Genomic DNA, 20609 nt, shown 5'->3' with positions numbered 1-20609 from the left:
TGGCACAGTTCTCGCTATAGCCTCGGCCACACCCGTTTCACCCACAAAAATAACAATCGAAGGAGCACACCATGAGTGTGATCATCGCCTTGGCAGCCCTCGCGCTGCTGATGCTCGCGGCCTACCGTGGCTACAGCGTTATCCTTTTTGCCCCGATCGCCGCCCTCGGCGCTGTCCTGCTCACCGACCCGTCCGCCGTCGCCCCTGCGTTCACCGGGGTGTTCATGGAGAAAATGGTCGGTTTCATCAAACTCTACTTTCCCGTGTTCCTGCTCGGCGCCGTGTTCGGCAAGCTGATCGAGTTGTCGGGTTTCTCCCGCTCGATTGTCGCGGCAGCGATTCGCTTGCTCGGTACCCGCCAGGCGATGTTGGTGATCGTGCTGGTCTGCGCCCTCCTCACCTACGGCGGCGTTTCGCTGTTCGTGGTGGTGTTTGCGGTCTATCCGTTTGCCGCGGAAATGTTCCGTCAGAGCAACATCCCCAAGCGCCTGATTCCGGCGACCATCGCCCTCGGCGCGTTCTCGTTCACCATGGACGCCCTGCCCGGCACGCCGCAGATCCAGAACATCATCCCCAGCACCTTCTTCAACACCACCGCGTGGGCGGCGCCGTGGCTGGGTGTGATCGGCACGATTTTCGTGTTCTGCGCCGGCATGCTGTTCTTGCAGCGCCAACGCAACAAGGCGCAGCGCGCCGGTGAAGGCTACGGCACCGAACTGCGCAACGAACCGGAAACCGCCGAGGACCTGAAACTGCCGAACCCGTGGATCGCTCTTTCGCCGCTGCTGGCGGTGGGCATCATGAACCTGCTGTTCACCCAGTGGATTCCGCAGTGGTACGGCAAGACTCACAGCCTCGCGCTGCCGGGCATGGCCGCGCCGGTCACCACCGAAATCGCCAAGCTCACGGCGATCTGGGCGGTGCAAGCGGCGTTGCTGGTGGGCATCCTGATGGTGCTGGCCTTCGGCTTTCAGGCGATCCGCAGCAAACTCGCCGAGGGCAGTAAAAGCGCAGTCAGCGGTGCGCTGCTGGCGGCGATGAACACCGCGTCGGAATACGGTTTCGGCGCGGTCATCGCCTCATTGCCGGGTTTTCTGGTGCTGGCCGACTGGCTCAAAAGCATTCCCAATCCGCTGGTCAACGAAGCGATCACCGTGACGCTGCTGGCCGGTATCACCGGTTCCGCCTCGGGTGGCATGAGCATCGCGCTCGCGGCAATGTCCGAGCAGTTCATCAGCGCCGCCCACGCCGCCAATATTCCGCTGGAGGTCATGCACCGGGTGGCCGCCATGGCCAGCGGCGGCATGGACACCCTGCCGCACAACGGCGCGGTGATTACCCTGCTCGCCGTCACTGGCCTGACTCACCGTGAGGCCTACAAGGACATTTTCTGTATTACGCTGATCAAGACCCTGGCGGTTTTCGTGGTGATCGGCACTTTCTACGCCACTGGCATTGTGTGAGGTATTGATGACGACTCTCTCCGGCAAGACCGCACTGGTTACCGGCTCCACCAGCGGCATCGGGCTTGGCATTGCGCTGACGCTGGCCAAGGCTGGCGCCAACCTGATCCTCAACGGTTTTGGCGATGCCTCCAAGGTGATTGCCGAAGTCGCGCAGTTCGGCGGCAAGGTCGGCCATCACCCGGCGGACGTCAGCGACCCGGCGCAGATCGCCGACATGATCGCCTACGCCGAGCGCGAGTTCGGCGGCGTGGACATTCTGGTCAACAACGCCGGCATCCAGCACGTCGCGGCGGTTGAAGAGTTTCCGGTGGAACGCTGGGATTCGATCATCGCGATCAACCTGTCGTCGGTGTTTCACAGCACTCGCCTGAGTTTGCCGGGCATGCGCGCCAAGGGCTGGGGGCGGATCGTCAACATCGCCTCGGTGCACGGCCTGGTCGGCTCCACCGGCAAAGCCGCGTATGTGGCGGCCAAGCATGGGGTGATCGGCCTGACCAAGGTGGTTGGCCTGGAGACCGCTGCCAGCAACGTCACCTGCAACGCCATCTGCCCGGGCTGGGTACTGACGCCGCTGGTGCAGAAGCAGATCGACGATCGCGCGGCCAAGGGCGTCGATCCACAGCAGGCGCAACACGACCTGTTGGCCGAGAAACAACCGTCGCTGGCGTTCGTCACGCCCGCGCATCTGGGTGAACTGGTGCTGTTTCTGTGCAGCGAGGCCGGCAGCCAGGTACGTGGCGCCGCCTGGAACATCGATGGCGGGTGGCTGGCGCAATAAGCTTGCAACTGATCGCTCCCACGCGGTCGTGGGAGCTTTCTGACCAACAATAAGAGGCAAACCATGTCCGACATCCTCTGGCAGCCCGATGCCAAACGCATTGCCCGGTCCCGCATGGACGGCTTTCGACGCTTCATCAATCAGCGCCATCACCTGAAGCTCGACGACTATCCGGCCCTGCACCAATGGTCCATCGACCAGCGCGAAGCGTTCTGGCAGGCGATCGTCGATTTCTTCGATATCCGTTTTCACACACAACCCGACGCCGTTTTGCGCGACGGCCTGAAAATGCCGGGCGCGGAGTGGTTTCCCGGCGCCACCTTGAATTTCGCCGAACACTTGCTGACTCGACGCGACGATGCCATCGCCGTCATCGCTATCGGCGAAAACGGCCAGCGTGAGCTGCTGACCTGGGCCGAGCTGGCCCAGCAAGTCGCCGGGTTCCAGGCCAGCCTGCAAGCAGCCGGCGTCGTCCTCGGCGACCGGGTTGCGGCCTGTATGCCCAACACCTGGCAAACCCTGGTGGCGATGCTCGCGACCACCAGTCTCGGCGCAATCTGGTCGTGTTCCTCGCCCGACTTCGGCACCCACGGGGTGATCGACCGTTTCGGCCAGATCGAACCGAAAGTGCTGATCACCTGCGCCGGTTACCGCTATGCCGGTAAAGAGATCGACCAGACCGTCAAGATCAACGAAATCCTCGAACAACTGCCGTCCTTGCAACAGCTGATCATCGTGCCTTACGCGCGCCCCCATGCCCACGCCACGGATTACCGGACACCCGCCAGCGTCACGCTGTGGGACGACTTCTACGAACCGGGCGAGGAGCCGCACTTCGTCCCGGTGCCGTTCGACCATCCGTTGTACGTGCTGTATTCCAGCGGCACCACCGGCGTGCCGAAGTGCATCGTTCACAGCACCGGCGGCGTGTTGCTGCAACACGCCAAGGAACACGGGTTGCATGTCGACCTGGGCCCCGGCGACCGGTTGTTCTACTACACCACCTGCGGCTGGATGATGTGGAACTGGCTGGTCTCGGCACTGGCGGTCGGCAGCGCGGTGGTGTTGTACGACGGTTCACCGTTCTACCCGGACAACCAGCGATTGCTGGAGCTGCTCGACGACGAACAGGTCAGCGTGTTCGGCACCAGCCCGAAATTCCTCGCCACCCTGGAAAGCAGCGGCATCAAGCCCCGTGAAAGCCACGACTTGAGCCACCTGAAAACCCTGCTTTGCACCGGTTCCGCGCTGTCGCCGCAGAGTTATGACTTCGTCTATCGCGACTTCAAACCGGACGTCTGCCTGTCCTCGATGTCCGGCGGTACGGACATCGTGTCCTGCTTCGTCAACGGCAATCCGATGACGCCGGTACGCCGCGGCGAAATCATGGGCAAGAGTCTGGCCATGGCGGTGGAAGTGTGGAACGACGCCGGGCAACCGGTGATTGGCGAAAAAGGCGAACTGGTGTGTACCCGCCCCTTCCCGGCGATGCCCATCGGACTCTGGAACGATCCCGATGGCGAGAAGCTGCGCAAATCCTATTTCAGCCAGTTCCCCGGCGTCTGGGCCCAGGGTGACTACGCTGAGCAACTGCCCCACGGCGGGATGCTGATCCACGGCCGCTCCGATGCCGTGCTCAACCCCGGCGGCGTACGCATCGGCACGGCGGAAATCTACCGTCAGGTGGAAAAAGTCCCGGAGGTGCTGGACAGCGTCGCCATCGGTCAGCAGTGGCAGGATGACGTGCGCGTGGTGCTGTTCGTACGCCTCAAGGAAGGCGTAGCGCTGGATGAGGCGCTGCAACAGCAGATCCGCCAGGTGATCCGCGCCAACACCACGCCTCGGCATGTGCCGGCGAAGATCGTCGCGGTCACCGACATTCCGCGCACCATCAGCGGCAAAGTGGTGGAGCTGGCTGTGCGTAATGTGGTGCACGGTGAACCAGTGAAAAACACCGATGCGCTGGCCAATCCGCAAGCGCTTGAGCAGTTTCGCAATCGGGTCGAACTTTGCGACTGAAACCTGTCAGTCCATCAGTCCCCACTCGCCGGTCGATGGCGGTGGGGACGGCAGGGTATCGACGTGCAGCTTCAGGCGCAGACGCAGGTTGTTCACCGAATCTGCATTTTTCAGGGCCTCATCTTCATCGATCACCCCTTCTGCCACCAACGCGAACAGTGCACCGTCAAAGGTCTGCATGCCCAGCTCCGCCGACTTTTCCATGATGGTTTTCAACTCACCAAAATCATTGCGCCGGATCAGGTCGGCAATGGTCGGCGTACCGAGCATCACCTCGGCGGCAGCCCGTCGCTGACCGTCCCGGGTTCGCACCAGACGCTGCGAGACGAACGTCTTGAGATGATTGCCCAAGGCATGCAATAGCTGCGGCCGACGCTCTTCGGGAAAGAAATTGATGATCCGGTCCAGCGCCTGATTGGCGTTGTTGGCGTGCAATGTCGACAGGACCAGATGCCCGGTTTCGGCGAAGGCCAGCGCATGCTCCATGGTCTCGCGGTCACGGATCTCGCCGATCAGCACCACGTCCGGGGCCTGGCGCAGGGTGTTCTTGAGCGCAGCGTGAAAGCTGCGGGTATCGACCCCGACTTCGCGCTGGTTGATGATCGACTTTTTGTGGCGATGGATGTATTCCACCGGGTCTTCAATGGTGATGATGTGTCCGCTGCTGTGGCGATTACGATGGTCGATCAGTGCCGCCAGCGACGTGGACTTTCCCGAGTCGGTGGCGCCGACGAACAGGATCAGGCCTTGCTTCAACATCACCGATTCGAGCAGCACCGACGGCAGCTTCAGGTCTTCGAACCGGGGAATGTCGAGTTTGACGTTGCGGATCACGATCGACACGTCGTTGCGTTGTTTGAAAATATTGACCCGGAAGCGGCCGATCCCGGTGCGGGAAATCGCCAGGTTCATTTCCAGGTCCCGGTCGAACTCCCGGCGTTGTTCGGCGTCCATCAGGGAGGCGGCAATACTGGCCACCTCACCGGGCTTGAAGGGCTGCTCGCTCAACGGTGTCAGCACCCCATCGAACCGCGCGCTGGGGGGCGCGCCCGTGGACAGGAACAGATCCGAACCGTGACGGCTCGCCAGTTGTTTGAGCAGTGCGTCGATTTCCATGGCCAAAAGCACCTGCGAAGCTTTCAATGAACATAAGGCCGTGTCTGGTGACGCGACGGGCCTTACAGCGTCTACCGCACTAGGATAGTAGACGCCGCCTCACCGACTGACGCCCAGGATTGATGTGATGAACGCTGTACCGAACACCAACGACGCCCAGGCATTGATTGCCCGCACCGACTGGAGCCGCAGCCCGCTGGGCGCGCCCGGCACCTGGCCACAGAGCCTGCGCACCGCGGTGGACATCGTGATTCACTCGCCAATGCCGATGCTGCTGTTATGGGGTCCGCAACTGACCCAGATCTACAACGACGGTTTCGCGTTGCTGGCCGGCAACAAGCATCCACATGCTTTCGGACAACCGGCGCACCTGATATGGCCGGAACTTCGAGACTTTACCGACCCGATTTACAGCGCCGTCCTACAAGGACAGGTACGAACCTACAGCGAACGTCGCTTCACCCTGCAACGGGACGGCAAGGAGTCCGACTTCTGGCTTGACCTGACCTACAGCCCGATCCGCGACGAAAGCGCGCAAGTGGCCGGCATTCTGGTCACCGCCATCGAAACCAACGAGCGCCGACGAATTGCCCTGGAACTGCAGCAGCGCTCCGAAGACAGCCTCAAGGCCCAGCGTCAAAGCGAAGAACGCCTGCAACTGGCACTGGCGGCCACCGATGCAGTTGGTACCTGGGATTGGGACATCGGCGAAGACCGCTTTATTGCCGACGCGCATTTCGCCCAGTTGCATGGGGTCGATCCGGCGCTGGCCGGTCAGTTACCCATCAGCGAGTATCTGCAGGGCGTGCACCCCGAAGACCGCGCGATGATCGCCCGCAGTATCAAGCATTGCATCACCCACGGTACCGAATACGCCGAGGAATACCGCCTGCTGCAAGCCAATGGCGAGCTGCGCTGGGTGTTCGCCCGTGGGCGTTGCTATAAGGATCATCATGGCCGGCCGGTGCGTTTTCTCGGCGCTGCGCTGGATCTGACTGAACGCAAACACACCGAACAGGCGCTGCGGCAAAGTCAGACCGAGCTGCAACTGATCATCAACGCCATGCCGATCCTGATCAGCTATGTCGACCACGAAGAACGCTTTCGCCTGAACAACGCTGCGTATCTGGACTGGTTCGGTTTGACCCCCCAGGAGCTGTACGGCCGCACGATTCGCGACGTGATCGGCGAAGAGGCCTATTTCCTGCGGGCGCCTTACATCGCCGAAGCCCTGGCCGGTCGCCCCTGCTCGTTCAGCCTGTACACGCCGCACCGTGACGGCAGTCAGCGGCATGCCCTGATGAACTACTTGCCGCGCCACGGCGCGGACGGCGCGGTGAACGGTTTCTACATCTTCGTGATCGACGAGACTGAACGTAAAAAAACCGAAGAAGCCCTGCGCAACCTCAACGAAACCCTTGAGGAACGGGTGAGTGCGCGCACCGAACAACTGGCCAAGGCCAACCAGCGTTTGCAGAACGAGATGTTCGAACGCGAGCGTGCCGAAGACGCCCTGCGTCACGCGCAGAAAATGGAAGCGGTCGGCCAGCTCACCGGTGGCATCGCCCATGACTTCAACAACATGCTCACCGGCATCATCGGCAGCCTCGACCTGATGCAACGTTACATCGCCAGTGGTCGCACCGATGAGATCGGCCGCTTCACTGACGCCGCAGTGTCTTCGGCCAACCGTGCAGCCGCGCTGACCCACCGTCTGCTGGCCTTCTCCCGGCGCCAGTCGCTGGATCGCAAGACCCTCGACGTCAACGAGCTGGTCCGTTCGCTGGAGGACCTGATCCGTCGAACCAAGGGTGATCCGATCGAACTCACGCTGCGTCTGGCCGACAACGTATGGCCGGTCAGCACTGACGTCAGTCAGCTGGAAAACGCCCTGCTCAACCTGGTGATCAACGCCCGCGACGCCATGCCCGACGGTGGTGAGCTGCTGATCGAAACGGCCAACGTCTACCTCGACGGCAGCGACATCACCACCCTCGAGCCGGTCAAGGCCGGTGATTATCTGATGCTGGCGGTGAGCGACAACGGTACCGGCATGACACCTTCGGTGCGTTCGAAGGCGTTCGATCCGTTCTTTACGACCAAACCCATCGGGCAAGGCACCGGGCTCGGGTTATCGATGATTTATGGCTTTGCCCAGCAATCGGGTGGACACGTCAGCCTCGACAGCCTGCCTGGCCAGGGCACCTGTGTGCGGCTGTACTTGCCGCGCCTCCATGCGCCGGAACCTGAGCAGCCATTGGTGGAAACGGTCAGCGAGACGCCCACCCCTGCGACCGGTGAAACGGTAGTGGTGGTCGAAGACGATCCGGCGGTGCGCATGCTGGTGATGGACCTGCTCAAGGAGCTGGGTTATCGCGCCCATGAGGCCGAAGACGCCAAGAGTGCCCTGCCGTTGCTGGAGTCCGACCTGCGGGTTGACCTGCTGGTGACCGACGTCGGCCTGCCGGGCATGAATGGCCGACAAATGGCGGAGATCGCCCGCCAGCACCGTCCGGGGCTCAAAGTGTTGTTCATGACCGGTTACGCGCAGAAGGCCGCCGAGCGCCAAGGCTTCCTCGAGGACGGCATGGACATGGTCGCCAAGCCGTTTTCCATCGAGCAACTGGCCGGCAAGATCCGCACGATGATCAGCCAAACCCCGTGACTTGAGGCATAATCCGCGCCCCGCCGTCACCCCGTTACAGGTATTGCACGATGAAAGCCCAAGCCCGCCACATTCTGGTGAAAACCGCCGAAGAGGCTGAAAAACTCAAACAACGCATCGCCAACGGTGAAGCGTTCGACGTGCTGGCGAAGAAGTTTTCGACCTGCCCGTCCGGCAAGCGCGGCGGCGATCTGGGGGAGGTACGGCCGGGGCAAATGGTCGGTGCGATCGACGCGGTGATTTTCAAGAAACCGCTGCGCACCGTGCATGGGCCGATCAAGAGCAAATTTGGCTATCACCTGGTGCAGATGTTTTACCGCGACTGATCCAGCGCCCTGAAGGCGCGAGTTTCGGCAGCGCCTTCAGGGATCGGAATCAATCCTTGGGGATCAGCGCACCAGGCACTTGAATGACCTGACTCGCCAACCGGTGCCCCGCCTCCGCCGCCTGCGCCGGGCTTGCGCCGGACAAACGACTGGCCAGATACGCCGCACTGAACGAATCCCCTGCCGCCGTGGTGTCCACCACCTTCTCGACCTTCTGCGCCGGCACTTCAAACGCTTCCCCGTCGCAACGGATCAGACAGGCTTCGGCGCCGCGTTTGAGCACCACTTCCGACGTGCCGATCTGCGCGTACGCCTCAAACACCGCATCACAGTCTTCGAAATGGAACAGCGCCTGCTCGTCGTCCACCGTCAGCAACGCCAGATCGACATGGGGCAGGACGCTGCGATAGGCCGCCCGCGCCTCCTCCACTGAAGGCCACAGGCGTGGACGATAGTTGTTGTCGAAGACGATTCGCGCATCACGCTGACGGGCTTCGATCAAGGTCTCGATCAGCTTTTCCCGACCCTGTGCACCAAGTACCGCCAGCGTGATACCGCTGAAATACAGCACGTCGTAATCCGGTAGCGCCGCCAGAATCGGCGCAGCCGCCGGCGTGGTGAAGCAGTCGCGCACGGCGGCTTCGTTGCGCCAGTAAAGGAAGCGGCGCTCCCCGGCAGCGTCGGTCTGGATGCAATACAAACCCGGCAATCGACCGGGCAGGCGCTGGACCAGATCCAGGCCAATGTTTTCATCGGCCCAGCTGCGGCACATCGCATCACTGAAGTTATCGTCCCCCAGCGCCGTGACGTAATCGACCTGCGCCTTGTCGCCCATGGCGCGGGACAAATACACCGCCGTGTTCAACGTGTCACCGCCAAAGCTCTGCTGCAGACTGCCATCGGCACGTTGCTGGAGTTCGATCATGCATTCGCCGATCAAGGCGATGCGCGGGGTGTTCGGACCCAAAGGACTGAGCGCGCTCATCAGAAACAGGTTTCCATGGTTTCGATCACCGACAGTTGCTCGTCCACCAGCAGCCCCACGCGCCACTTGTCGAAGGTCAGGCACGGGTGCGAAGTGCCAAAGGAAATGATGTCGCCCACGCGCAACTCCACGCCCGGCGCCACGGTCATGAACGCGTGCTGGTCCATCACCGCCGTCACCTTGCAGGCGCCAACATCATCGCCCACCGCCGGCAGCACACCGGCCTTGTAACGCAGCAACGGCACCGGCATCCCGGCATCGAACGCCACGTCACGCTTGCCCAGGGCAATCACCGCAAACCCTGGCTCCGGCATCGATTGCACGTGGGCCCAGACTTCCAGCGCCGGGCGCAAGCCTTCGTGCAGGTCGCTGCGACGGTCGAGCACGCAGCACTGCGCTTCTTTGTAGATACCATGGTCGTGCGCCACATAACTGCCAGGACGCAACACGCTGAGGAAACGCCCGCCAGCGTTCTGCGCTTCGAACGATTCGGCAATCAGGTCGTACCACGCCGAACCCGACGCAGTGATGATCGGCTTGGCAATGGCGAACGCGCCGCTGTCCTGCAACTGCACGGCCAGGCGTACCAGCGAGGCGGCGAATTCACGGATGCCGGTGACGGCGTGATCGCCATGGATCACGCCTTCGTAACCTTCGATACCAGTCAGAGCCAGCGCCGGTTGTGCGCCGATGGCCTTGGCCAGTTCGATGACTTCCTGCTCGCTGCGGCAACCGCAACGGCCGCCGACCACGCCGTATTCGATCATCACGTTCAGGCGCACACCGCGCGACGCGAAGTAAGCGCCCAGATCGGCGACGTTGTCCGGGTGATCGACCATGCAATAGAAATCGAAGCCCGAATCGGCCGCCAACAGGTCGGCAATCAACGCCATGTTTGGCGTACCGACCAGTTGGTTGGCCATCAACACCCGGCGCACGCCTTGGGCATAGGCGGCGCGGGTCTGGGTGGCGCTGGCCAGGGTGATGCCCCACGCGCCGGCGTCGAGCTGACGACGAAACAGCGCCGGGGTCATGCTGGTCTTGCCGTGGGGCGCGAGTTCGGCGCCGCTGTCGCTGACGAACTTCTGCATCCAGCGGATGTTGTGCTCCAGCGCTTCGCGGTGCAGCACCAGCGCCGGCAGGCTGATGTCACGCACCAGTTGCGCGCCGAGAGCGGCGTCACCCTTTTCCACGGCAGCAGTGTTGTTGGCAGTCGTCATGGTCGAACTCCTCACAGTCGCGCCCGCAGGCAGGCGCGGTTATTCGTTGATTCGCCGGGCGAGGCTGTTGGCGCTCTCGATCAAGACCCGGCGATAGTCGTTGTAATGGGTCTTGGCATCGGCGCGCGGGGCGACGATGCACAGGGTGCAGATGGCCACGCCAGTCGGGTCTTTGACCGGGGCGGCGAAGCAGTGGGTGAAGGTGTCGGCGACACTGTCGAAGGAGAAGAAACCGTCAATGCCGGCCTGACGGATTTCCGCCAGGAAGGTCTCCATCGGCAGGCGTTCGCCATCCGGCAGGATGAAGTCGTCGGGGTCGATCAAATCGCTGATCTGCTGGTCACTCAAGTGCGCCAGCAGCAAACGTCCGGACGCCGTCCACGGGATCGGCGCGTTCTCGCCGATATCGGAAGAAATGCGGAAATGCCGCTCGCCCTCCTTCATCAGCGCCACCGTGTATTTGCGCCCGTTGAGCAGACACATCTGCGCGGTTTCCCGGGTCTGGCTGACGATCTCCTGCAGCGCGTGATCGGCCTCGCGACTGAGGTCGAAGTGACGCAAATGCGCCTGGCCGAGGAAGTACAACTGACGACCGAGATAGACGTGACCGTCCTTGCCCACCGGCTCCAGGATCCGCCGCTCGAGCAACGACGCCACCAGTTCGTAGACCGTGGATTTCGGGCTGCCGATGCCGTTGGCGATGTCGTTCGGGCGCAGTGGCTGGCCGATTTCCTTGAGGAAATCGAGGATATCGAACGCCCGGTCCAGACCGCGTGCCCGGCGCTTGATGGTGTCTTCGGTCATTTCAGTGGTTCCCCATTCAAAGTGCCGGGAGTTTATCGCGAAAGATCGTTCCCATGCTCCGGGTGGGAATGCTGCCAGGGACGCTCTGCGTCCTTTGGAACGCGGAGCGTTCCTTGAGGCATTCCCACGCAGAGCGTGGGAACGATCCGCGTGCTGATCAGGCCTTTTTCTTGTAGGCAATGCAGTCGATCTCGACCTTGCAGTCGACCATCATGCTCGCCTGCACACAGGCCCGGGCCGGTGCGTGTTCAGGCTTGAAGTATTCGCCGAAGACCTTGTTGAAACTGGTGAAGTCCCGCGGATCGTCCAGCCACACGCCGGCACGCACCACATCTTCCAGGCCATAACCGGCCTCTTCGAGAATCGCGATCAGGTTCTTCATGGTCTGGTGCGTCTGCTCGACGATGCCGCCCACAATGATCTCGCCATCCACCGCCGGCACCTGCCCGGAAACGTGCAGCCAGCCATCGGCCTCGACGGCGCGGGCGAATGGGCGCGGCTGGCCGCCAGCGGCGGTGCTGCCGGTGCCGTAACGAGTAATGCTCATGGGTGTTTCTCCTGATTGAAAAAGTGAAAAGTCAGAACCGCGTGCTTTTGAGAAATTCCGCCAGCCGCGGCGATTGAGGACGCTCGAACAGTTCCTTGGGAGGCCCCTGCTCTTCGATACGCCCCTGATTCATGAAAACGATCTTGTCCGAGACCTCGAAGGCGAAACGCATTTCGTGGGTCACCAGCAACATGGTCATGCCGTCCTCGGCCAGGCCCTTGATGACGTTCAGCACTTCACCGACCAATTCCGGGTCGAGGGCCGAGGTGACTTCGTCAAACAGCATCAGGCTCGGGTTCATCGCAATCGCCCGGGCAATTGCCACGCGCTGCTGCTGACCGCCGGACAACTGGCCGGGAAAGTGATTGCGCCGCTCCAGCAGGCCGACCCGCTCCAGCCATTTTTCGGCCAGGGCCACGGCCTCGTCCTTGTGCATCTTTTTCACCTTGAGCAGGCCGAGCGTGACGTTCTGCAGCGCGGTGAGGTGCGGGAACAGGTTGAATTGCTGAAACGCCATGCCGGTCATCGCCCGATGGCGCGCGATGACTTTTTCCGGATGGCGCACGCGTTTGCCGTTGAGTTCGTCGTAGCCGATGGATTCGCCGTCGAGCAGGATCTGCCCGCCCTGGAATTCCTCGAGCATGTTCACGCAGCGCAGCAGCGTGGTCTTGCCCGAGCCGCTGGAGCCGATCAGCGTCACCACGTTGCCGCGCTGCATGCTCAGGTCGACGCCCTTGAGCACTTCGACTGCGCCGTATTGCTTGTGCAAACCACGGATGTCCAGCAGCGGCTGACCGTTCTGGACGTTGGAAACTTGAGCTTGAGTCATGGCAGGGCCACCCGCTTTTCAATGTGCCGGCCGAGTAATTCGATGCCGTAGTTGATGACGAAGAACAGAAAACCGGCGAACAGGTAAAACTCCAGGGTCATGAACGTCCGGGCGATGATCTGCTGGGTGCTGAGCAACAGTTCGGCCACACCGATCACCGACAGCAAAGTGGAAGCCTTGACGATTTCCGTGGACGAGTTGACCCAGGTCGGCAGGATCTGCCGCAGTGCCTGCGGCAACAGCACATAGCCGAGGGACTGATAGAACGTCAGGCCGATGGCCTTGCCGGCTTCCATCTGCCCGCGTGGCAAGGCTTGCAGCGCGCCGCGCACGATTTCGGCCACATGAGAGCCGCAAAACAGCGTCAGCCCAAGTGCACCGGCCTGAAATGCGCTGATTTGCCAGCCGAGCGCCGGCGCCATGTAGAAGCAGGCCAGCACCAGCACGAACACCGGGGTGCCGCGAATCAGGTCGACATAAAAGCGGAACGGTGCGCGCATCCAGAACTTGCCGTAGGTCAGCACCAACCCGGCAAATACGCCGATGACCGTGCCGAACAGAATGGCCAGCGCCGACACTTGCACGCTGGTGAGAAAGCCTTGCCACAAGGCTTCGCGGGCAATCCACAACTCATGCAACCAACTGGGGGATTGGTACATCGCAGCCTCCTATCGGCGGATCGCCAGACGCTGCTCGAGGTAACGCAGCAGCATGGCAATGAGGTAACAGGCCGCGACATACAACGCCGTGGTCACCAGCCAGGTTTCGATCACCCGGTAGCTTTCGACATTGATCTTGCGCGCGTAATAGGTCAGCTCCGGCACCGCGATCGCGGCGGCCAGCGAGGTGTCCTTGAACAGAGAAATGAAGTTGTTCGACAGCGCCGGCAGCACGTTGCGCAACATCACCGGCACAGTGACGTAGGCCTTCACCTGCCACTCGCCCAGACCGATGGCCAGCCCCGCTTCGCGCTGGCCTTTCGGGATACTCAACAAGCCGCCGCGGAACACTTCGGTCAGGTAGGCCCCGGCATACAGCGAGAGCGTGATGATGAACGACGGGATCTTGTCCAGCCGGATCCCCAGGCTCGGCAACGCAAAGTAGATCAACAGAATCAACACCAGAATCGGCGTGTTACGGATCACCGTCACATACACCGATGCCAGCACCCGCAAGGCGCGATGCCTGGACAGCAAGGCAAACGCCATCAGCAGGCCGATCACGCAGCCGATGGCGATCGACACCAGCGCCAGTTCGAGGCCAAGTCCTAGCCCCGCCAGCAAGGTGTCGAAATCGCGCCACACGGCGGCAAAGTTCAACTGATAGTTCATGGTCGACAGTACCTTGAGCAGGGCGCGTCAGGGCGCCCCACTCTCACGGGATCATTTGAATTCGACAGGGAAACCGATGGCGGGCGATGGCAGGTCGACGCCGAACCATTGCTTGAACGACGCGGCGTAGGTCGGGAACTCAACGCCGGTCATGGCTTCATGCAGGGTAGTGTTGACGAAGTTCAGCCAGTCCTGATCGCCACGTTTGACGGCGCAGGCATAGGTCTGCGGGCTCCAGGCGTAAGTCGGGCTGCGATAGCGGCCCGGATTCTGCACCATGAGGTATTTGACCGAAGACTGGTCGGTGGCGGCAGCATCGGCACGACCGGAGTTCACCGCCTGATACATCAGATCGACGCTGTCGTACTGATCAACCTTGGCCTTGGGCAGTGCCTGATGCACCAGTTCCTCGGCATATACGTTTTGCAGCACGGCGACGGTCACGCTATCGCCACCGGCCTGCAGGTCTTCGATTTCCTTGTACTTGCTGTTGTTCGGCAGCAGCAGACCGACGCCTTCGCGGTAGTACGGCAGGGTGAACGCCACTTGTTGTGCACGGCTGGCGGTGACGGTGATGAACTGGCAGCTCATGTCGACCTTGTCGGTCAGCAGGTTGGGAATCCGCGCATCGGAGGACTGCACCACGAACTCGACCTTGGTCGGGTCGTTGAACAGCCCTTTGGCCACCATCCGGGCGATGTCGATATCAAAGCCCTGCAACTTGCCGTCCGCGCCCTGGAAATGCCACGGCGCATTGGTGCTGCCGGTGCCCACAATCAGTTTTCCACGGGCCAGGACGCTGTCCAGCTTGCTGTCGGCCGCCTGGGCCGTACCCAAAACAGCGGACGAAGCCGCGAGAACAAAAACACACGCTTTGAACAAGGATGGTCGGCGATGCATGGCAAGCACTCCAGAAAGTTGTTTATTCCGTTATACCGGAACTCGGTTTGTTACTACGGAATAGACAGCAGAAAGTGTGCCACAGGATTCGCGGGGAATCTGCAATGGATTGAATTTTGTTTTGAATCAAAGGGATGGAAGTAACGTGCGAAAGGGTGTGACGAAAATTGTTTTCGCACTTCGCTACTTTGCGCCACACATGGCGGGTATCCGGGCCACATGCTGGTGCGCAATGCACGATTGGGCACAGGTTGCACCTGTCAACTCTGACAGTTGCGGCAGCGATCGCGGCTCCCTACTTCAAGGCCGGATGGGACAACGTCCCATCCGGCAGCTTTTCGTTATTTCTCAGAAAGAGCCAGGTATTAGTGAGGCTATCAGGCCTCACGCACCAGCAACACCCGCGTCACGCGACGTTCTTCGACTGCCATCACGGTCATGCCCCAGCCTTCATGCTCCAGTCGATCGCCCTTCATCGGCAGGCGATCCAGCAGGCTCATCACCAGCCCGGCGAGGGTCTGGTAATCCTCGGTCGGCTCCGCGCGAAAACCGGTGTGCTCGCGGATACGGGTCAGGTTCAACGCGCCGTTGACGATGAACCCGCCCTGCTCCTCGACCACATCGGGGCCGGCGATTTCGCTGGCGTCCGGCAGTTCACCGGCAATCGACTCGAGAATGTCGGTCATGGTCAACACACCGACAAAGTCACCGAACTCATTCACCACAAAGGCAATGTGGGTCGAAGCCGCACGCATTTGTTCCAGTGCGTTGAGGATCGAATAACTGTCCAGCAGATTGACGGTCTTGCGCGCCAGGTGTTCAAGGTTCGGCTCGTTGCCGGCCAGATATTCCTTGAGCAATTCCTTCTTGTGCACGAAGCCCAGCGGCTCATCCACCGCGCCGTTACGAATCAGCGGCAAACGCGAGTAGGACGAATGCATCAATCGCGTGCGAATAGTCTCAGCGTCGTCGGCCAGATCAATGTGATCGACATCGGCGCGCACGGTCATCAGGGCGCGGATCGGGCGCTCGGCCAATTGCAGCACGCCGCTGATCATCACCCGCTCACGACGGTCGAACAGCTCCGCGCTCGGCGCCTCACCGCTGTCCAGCAAGTCGGAAATCTCCTCGCCGACTTCTTCCACCGCCAGTTTGCGCCCCCCCAACAGACGCATCACCGCATGGGCCGTGCGCTCGCGCATCGGGCGCAAGCCCTGCATCGAGCGTTTGCGACGAGCGCGGGCGATCTGGTTGAAGATCTCGATCAGGATCGAGAAACCAATCGCGGCATACAGATAACCTTTCGGAATGTGGAAGCCCAGGCCTTCGGCCGTCAGGGCAAAACCGATCATCATCAGGAAGCCCAGACACAGCATGATCACCGTCGGGTGGGCGTTGACGAAGCGCGTCAGCGGCTTGCTGGCAACGATCATGACACCGATGGACACAACCACCGCGATCATCATTACCGCCAATTCATCGACCATGCCCACAGCCGTAATCACCGCGTCCAGGGAGAACACCGCGTCGAGCACGACGATCTGCGCCACGATCGGCCAGAACAGGGCATAAGCCGTATTGGTCGAACGCTCGCCGATGTGGCCTTCCAGTCGCTCGTGCAACTCCATGGTTGCCTTGAACAACAGGAACACACCACCGAACAGCATGATCAGGTCACGGCCGGAGAAACTCTTGTCGAACACCTCGAACAACGGCTGCGTGAGGGTGACCAGCCAGGAAATACTCGCCAGCAGGCCAAGGCGCATGATCAACGCCAGGCTCAAGCCGATGATCCGCGCGCGGTCGCGCTGATGGGGCGGCAGTTTGTCCGCCAGGATCGCGATGAACACCAGGTTGTCGATACCCAGTACCAGTTCCAGCACAATCAGTGTCAACAAACCCAGCCATGCCGTGGGATCGGCTAACCATTCCATAATCTGTCTCTGTCTCTCTTCAGTGAATTCAGGCTGCCGGGCACGGCAAGGCGCGGCGCGAAAGCCCGAAGGCTGCGCCATCAACGATAGTCGGTAGTCGGAAGACCGGATGCTGCGAGTGCGTCAAGACCGCGCCGTGGCGCGAGGGGAACGGGGTTCTTTGAATAGAACTGGGAGGCTCCGAGAGGGTGTTCATGCAAATCCTGAATGAAAAAAGGCCTTGAAGCGTACAGGCTCAGATGACTTTTCCCACAGCTGGAAATCATTTCAAAATCTGTACGCCGCCAGCTTATCGCCGCCCCGTCAGCATCGGCAACCAACGGATGTGTAAGGGCTAACGCCCGGCAAACCGCAGGCGAGACAACTGGCGCAGATCGCCCTCGACGTAGTAATCATTGGTCCAGCGGTCATCCGCCGCCAACGGCTGCACCTGTTTCAACGCGAGCTTCTTCGCGAAGTAGCGAAAACGGTAATGCTCGTAGAAACGCAACAGTTCCAGGCCATAGCGATCCGCCAGGTCGGTGTCGCCGCGAATGATCAGGTAGTTCTCGTCATTGCCGTTGCTGGCCGAGGCGCTGAGGTTATGGCTGCCGCTGATGATGGTCGGGCTGTCGCTGGTGAAGTCGGTAACCACCGCTTTGGTGTGCACCAGCAGGTTGCCTTTCTGCCCTTTCATGTTCTCCCGCAACCAACCTTCCAGCCCGGTGTTGAGCAATGCGGTGGCGGCGAATTCGGCGGTTCGGTCGGCGTGAAACCCGGTGATACGGCTGGCGGTGTTTTGCAGGCCGTAACGCAGGATGTCGTCGTGGGGCTGGCCGAGCAACGCGTTGAGAATCGCGTCAGGCAAGGCGAATGCGGTAACGAACAGCAGGTCTTTTTTCGCCCCCTCGATGATATCGACGAACTCCCGCAGATCCGTGCCGCCGGTGCGCGGCGAAAATCCGGCAAACAGGGGCTGCGCCGGATTCATCGGATTCTGTTGGGTGATCCAGTCGCGGGTGGCGCCGACGTCCGCCGGCTCGGCCCAGATCTGTTCGAAGGTTTTCAGATAACTCGCGCTGACCGCCGCATCGTCGAGCACATGCACCACGTTGGCCTGGCGGTACACGCCATTGGCGGTGAAGTTGGTACTGCCGCACAGCACCGCTTGCGGCTGACGCTCGCCGCCTCCGTCGAGTCGGCTGAGGACGATGAACTTGTTATGGAAAATATTGTGGGTGACCCGACCGCGCTTGCTGGTCGCCGGCAGTTTCTCAAGGCTTGCTTCGTTGATTGCCGTGTCTTCGTCGTCGGGCCGGGCGTGATACAGCACGCGCACCTGAACACCTCGATCGAATGCCGCGTTCACCGTGTCGATGAGGGTTTGCAACTGGTATTCGTAGATCGCGATATCCAGCGCCCACTGACCGTCCACTGCACGCTCGATAAACCCTTGCAGGCGCCCGAGCAGACCGTTCTCCAGCCACTGACGCGCGGCATCGGGCCAGGCTTCGATGGGCAGTTTTTTGTTGGCGCTGATCTGCGCGTCGAGATCGGGGAATTTGCGCTGAAACGCCTGACTGGCAGCCACAGCGCGGTTGAAGATGACACTCTGATTGGCAGGATGCCCGTCGTCGGAGCGGATCGTCAGCGCCAGCGCTTCGCCCAGTTTCGGCGCATCCGGCGTGCCATACGCCAGGTGCACGCGGTAGTGAATCGTCATGCCCGGATTGACCGCGTAATCGGCCCAGCGAAATTTCTGCAACGGCGCCTTGTCGCTCGGCGTGGCGTGGAACTGCGCGAACGTATGGGCCTTGCCGGGAAAGGTCAGGCTGTTGAACAGGAACAGCCACGGTTTGTCGCCCTGCTGCTTCTCGATGGCAAACCCCAGCAGGCCTTTGCGCCGGGGTTCTGCGAGGTCCATGGCCAACAGCACGCCGTTGGTGCCGGCGTAGGCCTTGACGCGAAAATCGTCCTGCGGGTTGGCGACCAGTACGCGCATGATTCACTCCTTGTGATTGGGCCTCACTGCAGCATAGCCCTCAGAGCGACAACAACTCGTCGATATGCCGGTAATCCGCTTCCAGCGCTGTCGCCATTTGCCTCGCACGTCCCAGACGGATCGGTCCGCGCTCGATATCGATCAGCAGGCCCGGACACGCCAGCGCTGGCAGTTGCCCACAGTCTTTCAAGCGACCATCGGTGATCACCAGCAACCGTTGCTGTTCGGCGGGGAAACGCTTGCGCCGCACCGCCAGCCAATGCCCGGCTTCGGTCACCGCCGCCAACAGAGGCGTGCCGCCTCCGGCGCCCAATCCATCGAGCCACGCGCGCAACCCGCTGGAGGCCTTCAACCCTTGCACCTGCCATTTCGGCGCCGCGCCACTGGCGGTCAACAACGCAAGGCGCGCGCGCTGTCGGTAAGCGTCATCGAACAATTGAGCGAGCACACCCTTGGCATCGCTCAGCGCCTGATGACGACGGGTCGAGGCCGAGGCATCGACGATCACCAGCCACAGTTCATGGGGCGTGCGGGTGCGCAGTTGAAACAGCAGATCCGCCCGGGTTTTCGGGCGGCCATTGAGCAAGGTTGCGGGCCAGTTCACCGAGCCACTGCGAGCCGCGTGACGCTTGCCCTGGCGGCCGTTATCGAGGCGTCCGGCGCGGGGTCTGGCATTCGCCCCCGCGTCGGATCGGGGGCGAATGCCTAAGGCTTTTTTGGCCAGACCGGGACTTCGCGGCGTGCGCCGGTGGCGAGGGCCGGCGCCGGCATTTCGCCCCACTGTCCCTGCCCTTCGCTCGGCTCGGCGTCAGTGCCGGACGGCGATTGCGCCGGTGGCTGTGCGGGGGATGAAGACTGTTCGCGGCGACGATGACGCAAGGCAAATTCAGCGACGGCATCGATGTCCTGCTCGGCGATGGTTTCGGCACCGCGCCACGCCGCATGTGCCCGCGCCGCACGCAGCCAGACCAGATCGGCGCGTAAACCGTCGACACCTGCCGCGAAGCAACGCTCGGTGATCTGCGCCAGCGCCGCGTCATCCAGCGGGATGCCCGATAACACCTTGCGAGCGTGCTCGCAGCGCTCGCGCAGGGTTTGCTGCTCAGCCTCCCACTGTGCACAGAACGCCTGCGGATCGCTGTCGAAATCCAGCCGACGACGAATGATCTGACCCCGTTCGGTCGGCGCCGTGTGACCGCCCAGTGCGACGTTCAAACCAAAGCGATCCAGCAATTGCGGACGCAACTCACCCTCTTCCGGGTTCATCGTGCCGATCAATACGAACTTCGCCGAATGCCGGTGAGAAATGCCGTCGCGCTCGATCAGGTTGGTACCGCTGGCGGCGACATCGAGCAGCAGGTCCACCAGATGATCCGGCAGCAGGTTCACTTCATCGACATACAACACGCCGCCGTCCGCCTTGGCCAGCACACCCGGAGAAAACTGCGCACGACCATCACTCAATGCCGCATCCAGATCCAGCGTGCCGACCAGCCGCTCTTCCGTCGCTCCCAACGGCAAGGTGACGAACTGACCGCTGGCCAACAGATCCGCCAGCCCCCGGGCGAGCGTGGACTTGGCCATGCCCCGCGGGCCTTCGATCAGCACGCCGCCGATCTTCGGATCGATGGCCGTCAGGTACAGCGCCAGTTTCAAATCATCGGCGCCAACCACGGCGGAGAGCGGGAAATGCGGGGTATCGGTCATG

General features: G+C 61.7%; 18 protein-coding genes. 5 read left to right on the top strand and 13 right to left on the bottom strand.

The window, feature by feature from the left end; all coding sequences use genetic code 11:
* Nucleotides 1-71: 71 nt before the first annotated feature.
* From L6D81_RS10875 to L6D81_RS10865, 3 genes are all read left to right on the top strand, one after another.
* A complete protein-coding gene (locus tag L6D81_RS10875; protein WP_236179049.1) occupies nucleotides 72-1463 on the top strand; it encodes a GntP family permease in 1392 nt (463 codons plus the stop codon).
* A 7-nt stretch (nucleotides 1464-1470) separates the two neighbouring features.
* Complete coding sequence (gene hbdH, locus L6D81_RS10870; RefSeq protein ID WP_236179048.1) at nucleotides 1471-2244, top strand: 3-hydroxybutyrate dehydrogenase; 774 nt, start codon at nucleotides 1471-1473, stop codon at nucleotides 2242-2244.
* Between the two features lie 63 nt (nucleotides 2245-2307).
* Nucleotides 2308-4263, top strand: a complete 1956-nt coding sequence (locus L6D81_RS10865) for an acetoacetate--CoA ligase (RefSeq protein ID WP_236179047.1) — start codon at nucleotides 2308-2310, stop codon at nucleotides 4261-4263.
* Between the two features lie 6 nt (nucleotides 4264-4269).
* Here the strand turns inward: L6D81_RS10865 and L6D81_RS10860 are convergent, their stop codons facing one another.
* Nucleotides 4270-5379 carry a PilT/PilU family type 4a pilus ATPase gene (locus L6D81_RS10860; protein ID WP_236179046.1) on the bottom strand — a complete coding sequence of 370 codons (1110 nt, stop codon included), beginning with the start codon at nucleotides 5377-5379 and terminating at the stop codon, nucleotides 4270-4272.
* 127 nt (nucleotides 5380-5506) lie between these two features.
* On the opposite strand from L6D81_RS10860, the gene L6D81_RS10855 reads away from it, so the two are divergent.
* Nucleotides 5507-8044 (top strand): PAS domain-containing hybrid sensor histidine kinase/response regulator, encoded by a 2538-nt coding sequence (locus L6D81_RS10855; protein WP_236179045.1) that lies wholly within the window; start codon nucleotides 5507-5509, stop codon nucleotides 8042-8044.
* 50 nt (nucleotides 8045-8094) lie between these two features.
* Nucleotides 8095-8370 carry a peptidylprolyl isomerase gene (locus tag L6D81_RS10850; protein ID WP_236179044.1) on the top strand — a complete coding sequence of 92 codons (276 nt, stop codon included), beginning with the start codon at nucleotides 8095-8097 and terminating at the stop codon, nucleotides 8368-8370.
* A gap of 49 nt (nucleotides 8371-8419) precedes the next feature.
* Here L6D81_RS10850 and kdgK read toward each other — a convergent pair whose 3' ends face one another.
* The 12 genes from kdgK to L6D81_RS10790 all read right to left on the bottom strand — a co-directional run bounded on the left by kdgK (nucleotide 8420) and on the right by L6D81_RS10790 (nucleotide 20608).
* On the bottom strand, nucleotides 8420-9355 hold the full coding sequence (gene kdgK / locus L6D81_RS10845) for a 2-dehydro-3-deoxygluconokinase (RefSeq protein WP_236179043.1): 936 nt from the start codon (nucleotides 9353-9355) through the stop codon (nucleotides 8420-8422).
* Nucleotides 9355-10575: an amino acid deaminase gene (locus tag L6D81_RS10840; RefSeq protein WP_236179042.1), complete on the bottom strand. Its 1221-nt coding sequence runs from the start codon at nucleotides 10573-10575 to the stop codon at nucleotides 9355-9357. Before L6D81_RS10840 ends, kdgK begins: the two co-directional genes overlap by 1 nt.
* A gap of 39 nt (nucleotides 10576-10614) precedes the next feature.
* Nucleotides 10615-11379, bottom strand: a complete 765-nt coding sequence (locus L6D81_RS10835) for an IclR family transcriptional regulator (protein WP_236179041.1) — start codon at nucleotides 11377-11379, stop codon at nucleotides 10615-10617.
* A gap of 157 nt (nucleotides 11380-11536) precedes the next feature.
* Complete coding sequence (locus tag L6D81_RS10830) at nucleotides 11537-11926, bottom strand: RidA family protein (protein WP_039768794.1); 390 nt, start codon at nucleotides 11924-11926, stop codon at nucleotides 11537-11539.
* A gap of 31 nt (nucleotides 11927-11957) precedes the next feature.
* On the bottom strand, nucleotides 11958-12755 hold the full coding sequence (locus L6D81_RS10825; protein WP_011334480.1) for an amino acid ABC transporter ATP-binding protein: 798 nt from the start codon (nucleotides 12753-12755) through the stop codon (nucleotides 11958-11960).
* Entirely contained in the window at nucleotides 12752-13414 is a 663-nt protein-coding gene (locus L6D81_RS10820) for an amino acid ABC transporter permease (protein ID WP_011334481.1), read from the bottom strand. Before L6D81_RS10820 ends, L6D81_RS10825 begins: the two co-directional genes overlap by 4 nt.
* A 9-nt stretch (nucleotides 13415-13423) precedes the next feature.
* Nucleotides 13424-14086 (bottom strand): amino acid ABC transporter permease, encoded by a 663-nt coding sequence (locus L6D81_RS10815; RefSeq protein WP_007960243.1) that lies wholly within the window; start codon nucleotides 14084-14086, stop codon nucleotides 13424-13426.
* A 51-nt stretch (nucleotides 14087-14137) separates the two neighbouring features.
* Nucleotides 14138-14986, bottom strand: a complete 849-nt coding sequence (locus L6D81_RS10810; protein WP_236179040.1) for a transporter substrate-binding domain-containing protein — start codon at nucleotides 14984-14986, stop codon at nucleotides 14138-14140.
* Nucleotides 14987-15363: 377 nt separating this feature from the next.
* Nucleotides 15364-16920 carry a TerC family protein gene (locus L6D81_RS10805; RefSeq protein ID WP_236179039.1) on the bottom strand — a complete coding sequence of 519 codons (1557 nt, stop codon included), beginning with the start codon at nucleotides 16918-16920 and terminating at the stop codon, nucleotides 15364-15366.
* A gap of 334 nt (nucleotides 16921-17254) precedes the next feature.
* Nucleotides 17255-18901 carry a phospholipase D-like domain-containing protein gene (locus L6D81_RS10800; RefSeq protein WP_236179038.1) on the bottom strand — a complete coding sequence of 549 codons (1647 nt, stop codon included), beginning with the start codon at nucleotides 18899-18901 and terminating at the stop codon, nucleotides 17255-17257.
* Nucleotides 18902-18941: 40 nt separating this feature from the next.
* On the bottom strand, nucleotides 18942-19682 hold the full coding sequence (locus tag L6D81_RS10795; protein WP_373874298.1) for a vWA domain-containing protein: 741 nt from the start codon (nucleotides 19680-19682) through the stop codon (nucleotides 18942-18944).
* Nucleotides 19607-20608 (bottom strand): magnesium chelatase ATPase subunit I, encoded by a 1002-nt coding sequence (locus L6D81_RS10790; RefSeq protein WP_236179037.1) that lies wholly within the window; start codon nucleotides 20606-20608, stop codon nucleotides 19607-19609. Before L6D81_RS10790 ends, L6D81_RS10795 begins: the two co-directional genes overlap by 76 nt.
* Between the last annotated feature and the right edge of the window lies 1 nt (nucleotide 20609).

Origin of the sequence: Pseudomonas sputi (assembly GCF_021603585.1) — a bacterium.
Lineage (GTDB): Bacteria > Pseudomonadota > Gammaproteobacteria > Pseudomonadales > Pseudomonadaceae > Aquipseudomonas > Aquipseudomonas sputi.
This window is presented reverse-complemented; position numbering and strand designations above follow the sequence as displayed.